12 protein-coding genes are annotated in these 10,815 nt (G+C 37.2%); all 12 read right to left on the bottom strand.

Annotation, left to right across the window (positions count from 1 at the left end):
* Positions 1-378: 378 nt before the first annotated feature.
* The gene (gene lysS / locus G9F74_RS24820; protein ID WP_000369685.1) at positions 379-1,878 is read right to left on the bottom strand and encodes a lysine--tRNA ligase; all 1,500 of its coding nucleotides are present in this window, start codon (positions 1,876-1,878) and stop codon (positions 379-381) included.
* Between the two features lie 160 nt (positions 1,879-2,038).
* Positions 2,039-3,037 (bottom strand): tRNA dihydrouridine synthase DusB, encoded by a 999-nt coding sequence (dusB, locus tag G9F74_RS24815; RefSeq protein ID WP_000912241.1) that lies wholly within the window; start codon positions 3,035-3,037, stop codon positions 2,039-2,041.
* 23 nt (positions 3,038-3,060) lie between these two features.
* Complete coding sequence (locus G9F74_RS24810) at positions 3,061-3,264, bottom strand: helix-turn-helix domain-containing protein (protein WP_000387028.1); 204 nt, start codon at positions 3,262-3,264, stop codon at positions 3,061-3,063.
* Positions 3,216-3,731: a 2-amino-4-hydroxy-6-hydroxymethyldihydropteridine diphosphokinase gene (folK, locus tag G9F74_RS24805; protein ID WP_001059455.1), complete on the bottom strand. Its 516-nt coding sequence runs from the start codon at positions 3,729-3,731 to the stop codon at positions 3,216-3,218. Before folK ends, G9F74_RS24810 begins: the two co-directional genes overlap by 49 nt.
* Entirely contained in the window at positions 3,728-4,090 is a 363-nt protein-coding gene (gene folB, locus G9F74_RS24800; protein WP_000358065.1) for a dihydroneopterin aldolase, read from the bottom strand. The genes folK and folB overlap by 4 nt, the downstream gene beginning before the upstream one ends.
* Positions 4,091-4,951 (bottom strand): dihydropteroate synthase, encoded by an 861-nt coding sequence (gene folP, locus G9F74_RS24795; protein WP_002176114.1) that lies wholly within the window; start codon positions 4,949-4,951, stop codon positions 4,091-4,093.
* Positions 4,926-5,798: an aminodeoxychorismate lyase gene (gene pabC, locus G9F74_RS24790; RefSeq protein WP_016106836.1), complete on the bottom strand. Its 873-nt coding sequence runs from the start codon at positions 5,796-5,798 to the stop codon at positions 4,926-4,928. Before pabC ends, folP begins: the two co-directional genes overlap by 26 nt.
* Positions 5,792-6,379 (bottom strand): aminodeoxychorismate/anthranilate synthase component II, encoded by a 588-nt coding sequence (pabA, locus tag G9F74_RS24785; RefSeq protein WP_000602280.1) that lies wholly within the window; start codon positions 6,377-6,379, stop codon positions 5,792-5,794. Before pabA ends, pabC begins: the two co-directional genes overlap by 7 nt.
* A 5-nt stretch (positions 6,380-6,384) precedes the next feature.
* Positions 6,385-7,782, bottom strand: coding sequence for an aminodeoxychorismate synthase component I (gene pabB, locus G9F74_RS24780; RefSeq protein WP_016106835.1), 1,398 nt, complete (start codon positions 7,780-7,782; stop codon positions 6,385-6,387).
* 222 nt (positions 7,783-8,004) lie between these two features.
* Positions 8,005-8,928, bottom strand: a complete 924-nt coding sequence (cysK, locus tag G9F74_RS24775) for a cysteine synthase A (RefSeq protein WP_001261721.1) — start codon at positions 8,926-8,928, stop codon at positions 8,005-8,007.
* 117 nt (positions 8,929-9,045) lie between these two features.
* Entirely contained in the window at positions 9,046-9,921 is an 876-nt protein-coding gene (hslO, locus tag G9F74_RS24770; protein WP_000656375.1) for a redox-regulated molecular chaperone HslO, read from the bottom strand.
* Between the two features lie 6 nt (positions 9,922-9,927).
* On the bottom strand, positions 9,928-10,716 hold the full coding sequence (locus tag G9F74_RS24765; RefSeq protein WP_000578374.1) for a type III pantothenate kinase: 789 nt from the start codon (positions 10,714-10,716) through the stop codon (positions 9,928-9,930).
* Positions 10,717-10,815: the final 99 nt, after the last annotated feature.

Below are 10,815 nucleotides of genomic sequence, written 5' to 3'. Positions count from 1 at the left end.
GTTAGTTTGTCTAGCATCTAAAAATAAAAATTGACGTTTCACGTTGTTTGTTTCGTTCAGTTTTCAAAGAACTACTTCGTCGCTCAGAAGCGACTTTATCAATATAACATTTTGTCATATTTTCGTCAACAACTTTTTTTAAATAAGTTGTTTTTCGTTTGTTTCTTTTGTTACCTCTCGTGGCAACGAATATAAATATACCAGTTCGCTTATTAAAATGCAATAGTTTTTCTAATAAAATTTTTAACTTAGTAAAAAAGCATAAAAATAGCATGTTTCTTCTATATAAATATAATTTCTAAACGATCCCTATCAAAACCCACTTCCTTCAAATCACTCATAGTAAAATAAAAAAAGCTTTGGAGAAATCTCCAAAGCTTAGTCTTGCTTATGACGCATAGCAGGGAATAATAGTACATCGCGAATAGATGGTGCATTTGTTAATAACATAACTAAACGATCAATACCGATTCCTAATCCGCCCGTAGGAGGCATACCGTACTCAAGAGCTTCGATATAATCATCATCCATCATGTGAGCTTCATCATTACCTTGCTCGCGCTCTTTTAATTGAGCTTCAAAACGTTCTTTTTGATCGATTGGATCGTTTAACTCAGTGAATGCATTTGCATGTTCACGTGCAACGATAAATAACTCGAAACGATCTGTGAATCGTGGATCCTCGTCATTCTTTTTCGCAAGTGGCGAAATTTCTACCGGATGACCATAAATAAATGTTGGTTGGATTAATTTATCTTCTACTTTTTGTTCGAAGAACTCATTAATAATATGACCAACTTCCATTGTATCCTTAATTTCTACATTATGTTCTTTTGCAAGTTCACGCGCTTCTTCTACACTCATTGGATTCCAGAAATCTGCTCCAGAGTGTTGCTTAATTGCATCTACCATATGAAGACGTGTCCATTCTGGTTCTAGATTAATTTCATAATCACCATATTGGATCGTTGTTGTACCCAATACTTTTTTCGCAATATGAGCAACCATATTTTCTGTTAGTTTCATAATATCATTATAATCAGCATATGCTTCATATAATTCAATCATCGTAAACTCAGGGTTATGACGAGTTGATACACCCTCATTACGGAATACACGGCCGATCTCATAAACTTTTTCTAATCCACCCACAATAAGACGTTTTAAATGAAGTTCAATTGCGATACGCATATATAATTCCATATCTAACGCATTATGGTGCGTTGTGAAAGGACGAGCAGATGCTCCACCTGCAATCGCGTGCATCATAGGCGTTTCTACTTCAAGATAACCGTTGTCATCTAAATATCTTCTCATCTCACGAATGATTTTACTACGAGTAACAAATGTTTCACGACTTTCCATACTTGTAATTAAGTCTAAGTAACGTTGACGGTAACGTTGTTCAACATCTTTTAATCCATGGTATTTATCCGGTAATGGACGAAGGGATTTCGTTAAAAGTGTAAATCCTGTTGCTTTTACTGAAAGTTCTCCAACGTTCGTTTTGAACACTTTACCTTCAATACCTACTAAGTCACCTAAATCTGCTGTCGTAAATAATTCGTACTCTTCATCTCCAACAGTATCTTTACGAACGTAAATTTGAACTTGTCCGTGTAAATCTTGAATGTGCGCGAATCCAGCTTTTCCTTTACCGCGTTTTGTCATAATACGACCAGCGATAGAAACAGTGATTTCTTTCTCTTCTAATTCTTCTTTAGAGAATTCTCCATATAGACTTACTAAGTCCGTTGTTGAATTTGTGCGTTCAAATCGTTTACCGAACGGATCGATTCCTTGCTCACGTAAATTATGTAGCTTTTCACGACGAACAAGCAATTGGTCGTTTAATTCTTCGTGGTTCATGTTATCCATGATATTGATATCACTCCAGCTCTATTAATTTTTACAATATATACAGTATAGCATTTTCTACTCAACTAGAAAAACTGCCAGCAACTAACTGGCAGTTCTTCTTTCTTTCACGTAATTATAGGAAGTGTGTAGAAGAATGTCAATCTTCTACATTCCCTTATTAACCAACATAAATTGTTTGTTGTTTCGCTTCTACTTCTTCTACAAATGCACCTAATACATTCGCAAGGTCTTGACGTGTGTTGCAAGTATTGATGCCATTACGCACACTCGCATTACCACGAACACCTTTTAAATACCAAGCCGCATGCTTTCTCATCTCTCTTACAGCAACATTTTCATTCTTTAAATCGATAAGACGATCTAGATGCAACATACATACATCAATTTTCTCGCGCACTGTTGGTTCCGGCATTAATTCACCCGTCTCTAAATACTTTACCGTACGATAAATCATCCACGGATCCCCAAGAGCAGCACGACCAATCATAACACCATCTACACCAATTTCATCAAGCATACGCTTCGCATCTTGCGGTGTTTCAACATCACCATTTCCAATAACCGGGATATTCACAGCTTGCTTTACTTGTTTAATAATATCCCAATCTGCTTTTCCTTCATACATTTGCACTCGTGTACGTCCATGAACTGCCACTGCCTGTCCACCAGCACGCTCAACAGCTCTAGCATTTTCTATTGCGAAAATATGTTCTTCATCCCAACCAATACGCATTTTAACTGTAACTGGCTTTTCAACAGCATCTACAACTGCCGCTACCATTTCATATATTTTATTTGGATCTAAAAGCCATTTTGCTCCTGCATCACACTTAGTGATTTTCGGTACTGGACAACCCATATTAATATCAATAATGTCTGCTGTCGTATATTTATCTACATATTTCGCAGCATCTACAAGCGTTTCTTTCTCTCCACCAAAAATTTGTAAACTTAATGGCTTTTCTCTCTCGTCGATATATAACATATCTAACGTTCTCTTATTATTAAGTAATATCGCCTTATCACTTACCATTTCAGCACAAACTAAGCCTGCACCAAATTCTTTTACTGTTAAACGGAATGCAGAGTTACACACTCCCGCCATCGGTGCTAGTACAACCGGATTTTTCATCTCAATATTTGCAATCTTTAACACTCGATTTACTCCTTCCTTCATAATTACTTTGGCATTAGTTCCTCTATCGAGACCTTTAATGCTTTAGCAACTTCTACTACAAAATCTTGGGAAGGCGATCGATTCCCTCTCTCAACTTCACCTAAAACAGATACAGATACCCCTAATTCTTTAGCAAAACCTTCTTGTGTATAGCCTTTCAGCTTTCGAAAAGCACGAATGCGTCTTCCCCATTTTTCTGCTTCCATACCGTTACTCCCTCTCGCCTTTTCATTTCTTCTACTTGTGAACGTGAAATGTCTTGTTTTATATCTTGATTAATTTCTAACAACGGAACGATAACAAAAGCTCTTTCGAACATCCGCGGATGCGGAACAATAAGATTCTCTGCTTCAATATTTTCTTGATTATAGAGTAAGATGTCAAGGTCGATGGTTCTCGGACCCCATCTAATTTCCCTTTTTCTTCCTAGGTCATTCTCTACTTTTTGCGTTACTTTCAATAATTCTTGTGGTGATAAATTGGTAGAAATTTTTATAACTAAATTTAAAAAGCAACTTTGGTCAGTATAGCCAACTGGATCAGTTTCATACACTGATGAAACATCATCAACTTGGATATACGGACTTTTATTTAAAAACTGAATCGCTTCAGTTAAATACGTATAACGCTCTCCAATATTCGAACCTAATGCAATGTACGCTATATTATTCATGAACGTTCTCTCGTAATTTCTACCGCTACAGCTCGATAATGCCCTGGTATCGGCGGATCTGGTTTAATTACCTTAATTGTACATCGTGAAATACTCTCATATTGTTTCAATATATTTGTAGCGATATTTTCAGCGATGCTCTCTACAAGCTTATACGTTCTATCTTCGACAACTTTCCTACACAATTCAAAAAGCTCTCCATAATTGACAGAATGCTCTAAGTCATCACTTTCTCCTGCACGTTTCAAATCCAATTCTACCGTTAAATCAACTTTAAACCTCTGACCTAATTTATTTTCCTCTGGGAATACACCATGATAACCGTAAAACTCCATATCATGGATATAAATTTTATCCAATTACTTTACCCCCTTACCAATCATCGCATCCATCATTTTAGCCATACGCGCCATTTCTTTCACATCATGAACACGAACAAATTCACAGCCCTTTTCAATACCGAGACAAACGGTAGCTCCAGTTCCCTCAAGACGTTCCTCTACCGGTAAATCTAGTACATGTCCAATAAAGGACTTTCTTGAAGTGCCTAAAAGAACTGGATAACCTAGTACATTTAACTGTTCTAAATTACGCATCGCTTCCAAATTTTGTTCAGGCGTCTTAGCAAAACCAATACCTGGGTCTAAAATAATATTCTCATCTCGTACACCAGCAGCTTTAGCAATTTTAATACTGTCATACAAATCAGCAATCATATCCGCCATTAAATTACGATAACTCATATTGTCACGGTTATGCATTAAGATGATAGGTACATCATAATGAGCTGCAACTTCAGCAATTTCCGGTTCCGCCTTCGCCCCCCAAATATCATTAATAATGTGAGCACCAGCTTCAATTGCTTGTTTCGCAACTTCTGCTTTATACGTATCGATAGAAATAGGCAATTCCACTTCCTTCGAAACCGTCTGGATCATCGGAACAACTCGTTTAATTTCTTCTTCCACCGAAACTTTAGCGAAACCTGGGCGAGTAGATTCACCACCAATATCAATAATATGAGCACCTTCATTTTTCATTTCTTTCGCATGGCGCACCGCAGCATCCACTTCGTTGTAACTCCCACCATCAGAAAATGAATCTGGCGTTACATTTAAAATCCCCATAATTAATGTCTTTTCATTTAAATTCAATGTATATTCGCCGCAGCGCAAATCATAATCCCACTTCAAATTACACATCTCCTCTTCGCAATTCATTTCTACTCCACAATTTCTCTCTCTGCATTTCATAAAGATGCATAAACCTTTTTGTAATCATTCCGACTTTACCCGGGAAATCTCGTCCCTCTATATGATAAAGCGGAACAATTTCTTGAATGGAATTCGTTACAAAAACTTCATCTGCTGAAAGCAATTCATCTTTCGTAAAGAAACCTTCCTTTATTTCTATACGAAGCTCCTCTGCAACCTTTATAATAAATGCACGAGTGATACCATTTAAAATCCCTGTTTTTAGCGAAGGCGTATACAAAACATTGTCTTTCACAAAAAAGAGATTCGAAACAATACCCTCTGCAACATAACCTGCTTCAGTAAGGAAAACACCTTCCTTATCCACAACATTTCCAATTTCGCGTTTCCCTAAAATGTTATTTAAATAATGATGAGACTTCAAGCGAAACGCACCCTCTGGTGTATTTCGCACTTGTTTTAAAACAACCCCTTCTTTTTCCACTATATCCCCTGGGGCTGGTAAAGGTTTTATAAAAACAATAACCGACGGCTCTTCATACATTTCCGTTTGCAATCCTATTTCATCTACACCCGCCGATACATTGAAACGAACATATGCATGCTCCAATTCATTCTTAACGAGGAGATTTTTCAAAATAAGCATTACATCATCTTTTGTCATTGTCCATTTGATTTGCAATGTATCTAGCGCATCTATTAAACGTTTATAATGATCATCCAACAAGAAAGGATGACCATTATAAATACGAAACGTCTCAAAAACTCCAAGTCCGTATAAATAACCATGGTCATAAGGAGAAATTTTCGCTTCATTCGCTTCTACATATTCACCATTTACGTAAATTAACATGATGCCACGCTTGGACTATATTTGCGAATGAAATTCTGTAATAATTCTTTCCCATGAGAAGTCATAATAGATTCCGGATGGAACTGCACACCTTCAATCGGTAATGTTGTATGACGAAGCGCCATAATTTCCCCTTCCTCTGTCCAAGATGTTACCTCTAAGCAATCAGGTAACGTCTCTTTCTTAACAATAAGGGAATGATAACGCGTTGCAGTAAATGGATTAGGAATGTCCGAGAAAATCGTCTTTCCATCATGATGCATAGGCGACGTTTTCCCATGCATTAATCGCTCTGCTCGAACAACTTCTCCACCAAAGACTTGCGCAATAGATTGATGCCCAAGACAAACTCCAAAAATCGGAAGCTTTCCTGCAAAGTATTTAATAGCTTCCATACTAATTCCCGCTTCATTCGGACTACATGGACCTGGTGAAATCATTAAGAAATCTGGTTTCATATTCTCAATATCTGCAATAGTCACTTCATCATTACGCTTAATAACAAGCTCTTGTCCAAGTTCTCCAAGAAATTGCACTAAATTAAATGTAAAAGAATCATAATTATCAATCATTAATATCATTTCTCTCACCTAACCGTTTCTTCGCTACTTTCTTTTGCACGCCATAAAGCAATTGCCTTTTTTAACGACTCTTTATATTCATTTTTCGGATTTGAATCAATTACAATTCCCGCTCCTGCTTGCACATGCGCTTGCCCATCTTTAGCAAGAAGCGTTCTAATTACAATATTCAATTCCGTATCTCCAGAATAACCAATCCAACCAATTGAACCTGTATAAATCCCTCGTCGAACAGGTTCTAATTCTTCAATAATTTCCATCGTACGTATTTTCGGGGCACCGGTAATTGTTCCACCAGGGAATACAGCTTTCACTAAATCGAAAGCATCCTTATCTTCTTCCACCTCACCACGCACATTAGAAACGATATGCATAACATGTGAGTACTTTTCAATTACCATAAATTCATCTACTTCTACAGTGCCATATTTACAAACGCGCCCTAAATCATTTCGTTCTAAATCTACAAGCATTACATGCTCCGCTCGTTCCTTTTCGTTCTCAATTAATTCCCTCGCTAATTCTTCATCCTCTTGTTCATTCGCACCGCGGGATCTTGTACCAGCAATTGGTCTTGTACTTACTTCTTGCCCTTGTTTTTTAATTAGCAATTCAGGCGAAGCACTAACAATTTGAAAATCCCCAAGCTCCAAGTATCCCATATATGGAGATGGATTAATTTTACGAAGACTTGTATAAATTTCTAGCGGATGCGTTTGTAAAGTTCTTTCTTGCCTTGTCGACAAGTTTACTTGAAACACATCACCATTTCCAATATATTCTTGAATACGTTCAACAGCCTTCATAAAGCCTTCTTCTGTAAAAGCAACCGCTTCATTTTTCTTTTCAGGACGTTCAAACGGCATAGTCACTTCAGGTACTTCTGCCGCCCAAAGATTCTTCCATTCATGTAATCGTTCTTCCGCCTCTGCATGCTTATCTACATAATGTGTAATAATCCACAATACTTTTTCTTCTTGATCATAGACAAACACATCGTCAAATAATAAAAAGAATATATCGGGTATATTCAGATCATCCTCTGCAAGAGAAGGGAGTTTTTCGATATAACGGATACAATCATAACTAAAGTAGCCAATCGCACCACCTTGAAACGGCGTGTACTCTGGATTGTAGTCTGTTTTCCATTTTTCCATATATTCTTGCATTAAATCTAATGGATTCCCTCGCTTTATTGTTTCCTTACCACTTTCGCTAATATGTAACGTTTCACCCTTCCCTTGGATTACCGCTACTGGGTTTAACCCCACTATGTTATAACGACCGCCACGTCCGCTTTCTAGCAAAATATGTTGCGGCTTATCCTGAGAAAGAAATTTATATTGCTTAAAGAAATCTAACTGATATGGAATAGAAAGCGCTAAAGATTTTCTTCGTTGCATATCAACACCCCGTCTTCTTTTATCCCACCCTCTTAGATTAACCACCTCAAACTACATAAGCTCTTTATATAGAAAATGATTATACTCGAAGGTTAGTGAAAATAAATTAATTATACTACCTCTTATTTTACATGAAGTTTTCTAGTCAATCACTCTTTTCCTATTTCCAATCCAAAAAGAAAAAAGCATCCTTTTTCAAGGATGCTTTTCAATCACATTCAATTATGATTCAAATTGATAAAGCGGTGTACTTAAATAACGTTCACCGTTACTTGGAATAATAACAAGTACTTTTTTCCCTTTACCTAATTTTTTCGCAACTTCTGTCGCTGCATAAATAACTGCTCCTGAAGAGATACCAACTAAAATACCTTCCTCTTTAGCCACTCTTCTCGCATATTCAAACGCTTGCTCTGTTTTTACTTGAATAATTTCATCATATACCTTTACATCCAATGTCTCTGGGATGAATCCCGCCCCAATTCCTTGGATTTTATGTGGACCCGGCTTCCCACCAGATAATACTGGTGAGTCCGCAGGTTCTACTGCATAAATTTTAATATCTTTATACGCTTCCTTCAGCACTTCACCAGCACCAGTAATTGTTCCACCTGTACCAATACCTGCAATAAACGCATCTAATTGATCACCCATTTGTTCAACAATTTCTGGACCTGTTGTTAAACGATGAATTTCTGGATTTGATTGATTTTGGAACTGTTGCGGTATAAAGTAGCCATGCTCTTTCGCTAATTCAGTCGCTTTACGAATTGCCCCACCCATTCCTTCAGGACCTGGAGTCAATACTAATTCAGCACCGTAAGCACGTAATAAATTACGACGCTCAATACTCATTGTTTCTGGCATTACTAAAATCGCCTTATATCCTTTAGCGGCCGCTACCATCGCTAAACCAATTCCTGTGTTACCACTTGTTGGCTCAATGATTGTATCGCCTTCTTTTAATAATCCTTTCTTTTCAGCATCTTCAATCATAGCTAATGCAATACGATCTTTAACACTGCTCCCAGGATTCATAAATTCTAATTTTAAGTATACATCTGCGCTGTCTGATTCTACGATGCGGTTCAACTTAACGATCGGCGTTTTCCCGATTAATTCTGAAACTGATTGTGCCACTCGCATTCCTGTCACTCCTAACACCGAGTATTTTTATTGGTTTTATCTATATTTAGATTTTGTCAGAAAATTCCCTGTTTGTCAATCTATCCGAGCGAACAATTCTCCACCCAAACTTCCTTATTACAAGTTCACAATTATGCTTGTAATATCTTCTTTAGAGAATTTATATCGTTCATTACAGAAATGACAGTGCACTTCCGTCTCTTCTTCTTCTTCACGAATTTGCTCTAATTCTGTTTTACCTAAACTAATTAACACACTCTCAATACGTTCACGTGAGCAAGTGCAATTAAATTGAACATCCATAGTTTCTAATACTTTTACTTTATCTTCCCCAAGAACTGCATATAGTAGCTCTTCTGGAGAAAGACCTTGTTCGATCAATGTTGATACAGGAGGGATTTTTTGCAAACGATCTTCAATGAATGAAATTGTTTCTTCCTGTGCGCCCGGCATAATTTGAAGGATAAATCCACCCGCCGCTAATACGCTGTCATCTCCATTTACAAGAACACCAACACCAACAGAAGAAGGCGTCTGTTCAGAAACTGCAAAATAGTACGTGAAGTCTTCTCCTAATTCACCTGAAACAATTGGAGATTGACCAATAAACGGCTCGCGCATACCAATATCTTTAATTACAGTTACAAATCCTTCTGTTCCCACCGCTTGATATACACGTAGTTTTCCTTGTTCTGTTCCTTCAAAATCAACATGCGGATTCGTTACATAACCACGTACATCCCCATTTGCATGAGCATCCACTAAGATTGGACCAATCGGACCGTTACCCTCTACCTTAATTGTTAACTTTTGATTACCTTTTAACATCGCACCCATCATTGTACCCGCAGTTAAAGAACGGCCAAGCGCTGCTGAAGCAGTTCTCCACGTGTCGTGACGTCTTTGCGCTTCACTTACTGTATTTGTTGTACGCACACTATACGCACGTACTTCTCCATCAAATGCTAAAGCTTTTACTAAATAATCTTTCATACTTATTTATTCACCTTTCTCATACTGTAAATTTGCATTACGTTCATATAACATATACAAACCTTTTAACGTTAAAAACGGATCTACGATATCAATTACATTTGATTCTTCTGAAATTAATTTCGCTAATCCACCTGTTGCAATAACTTTTGGTTCCTGTTTAGCTTCCTCTTTCATACGCTTAACAATACCTTCCACTTGTCCAACATATCCGTAAAGAATACCAGATTGCATCGCACTTACTGTATTCTTCCCAATAACACTACTTGGTTTTGTAATTTCAATACGAGGAAGTTTTGCCGCTCTACTATATAAGGCTTCCGCTGAAATCATAATTCCCGGTGTAATAACTCCACCCATGTAATGCTTCTCTTCGTTAATATAACAATATGTGGTAGCCGTACCGAAATCGACAATAATAAGCGGACTTCCATATAAATGGATTCCCGCTACTGCATTTACAATTCGGTCTGCGCCTACTTCACGCGGATTTTCATATTTAATATTTAGCCCTGTTTTTATCCCGGGCCCTACTACAAGCGGTTTAATTTTAAAATACTTTTCACACATGCGCTCTAAAGCAAACATAATTGGTGGTACAACTGAAGACACAATAATACCTTTCACATCTTCAAATGAAAGACCCTCATGCTCAAGTAACTGCTTTACAAGCATTCCATATTCATCTTCCGTCTTGTGACGATCTGTTTCCATACGCCAATGCTGACGAAGTTCCCCATCTTGAAATACGCCTAGTACAGCATTTGTGTTCCCTACATCCAATACAAAAATCATATTCTCACCACTTATCTTATTTAATCTATATTTATGTAGTATGTATAAAACTTATAAAAACATCATATCACACATACTTATATAATCAGCTTTTCTATC

Source organism: Bacillus sp. EKM202B, assembly GCF_011066025.1.
Classification (GTDB): domain Bacteria; phylum Bacillota; class Bacilli; order Bacillales; family Bacillaceae_G; genus Bacillus_A; species Bacillus_A toyonensis.
Note: the sequence above shows the minus strand (reverse complement) of the source record. Positions and strands in the feature narration are given on the sequence as shown.

Excerpts from the sequence above, each read along its gene's own strand:
- hslO (WP_000656375.1), bottom strand. The coding sequence starts at position 9,921 with ATGAAAGATTATTTAGTAAAAGCTTTAGCATTTGATGGAGAAGTACGT.
- pabA (WP_000602280.1), bottom strand. The coding sequence starts at position 6,379 with ATGATATTAATGATTGATAATTATGATTCTTTTACATTTAATTTAGTG.
- lysS (WP_000369685.1), bottom strand. The coding sequence starts at position 1,878 with ATGGATAACATGAACCACGAAGAATTAAACGACCAATTGCTTGTTCGT.
- cysK (WP_001261721.1), bottom strand. The coding sequence starts at position 8,928 with ATGCGAGTGGCACAATCAGTTTCAGAATTAATCGGGAAAACGCCGATC.
- pabC (WP_016106836.1), bottom strand. The coding sequence starts at position 5,798 with ATGTTAATTTACGTAAATGGTGAATATGTAGAAGCGAATGAAGCGAAA.
- pabB (WP_016106835.1), bottom strand. The coding sequence starts at position 7,782 with ATGCAACGAAGAAAATCTTTAGCGCTTTCTATTCCATATCAGTTAGAT.
- G9F74_RS24810 (WP_000387028.1), bottom strand. The coding sequence starts at position 3,264 with ATGGAAGCAGAAAAATGGGGAAGACGCATTCGTGCTTTTCGAAAGCTG.
- folP (WP_002176114.1), bottom strand. The coding sequence starts at position 4,951 with ATGAATTGCGAAGAGGAGATGTGTAATTTGAAGTGGGATTATGATTTG.
- G9F74_RS24765 (WP_000578374.1), bottom strand. The coding sequence starts at position 10,716 with ATGATTTTTGTATTGGATGTAGGGAACACAAATGCTGTACTAGGCGTA.
- folK (WP_001059455.1), bottom strand. The coding sequence starts at position 3,731 with ATGAATAATATAGCGTACATTGCATTAGGTTCGAATATTGGAGAGCGT.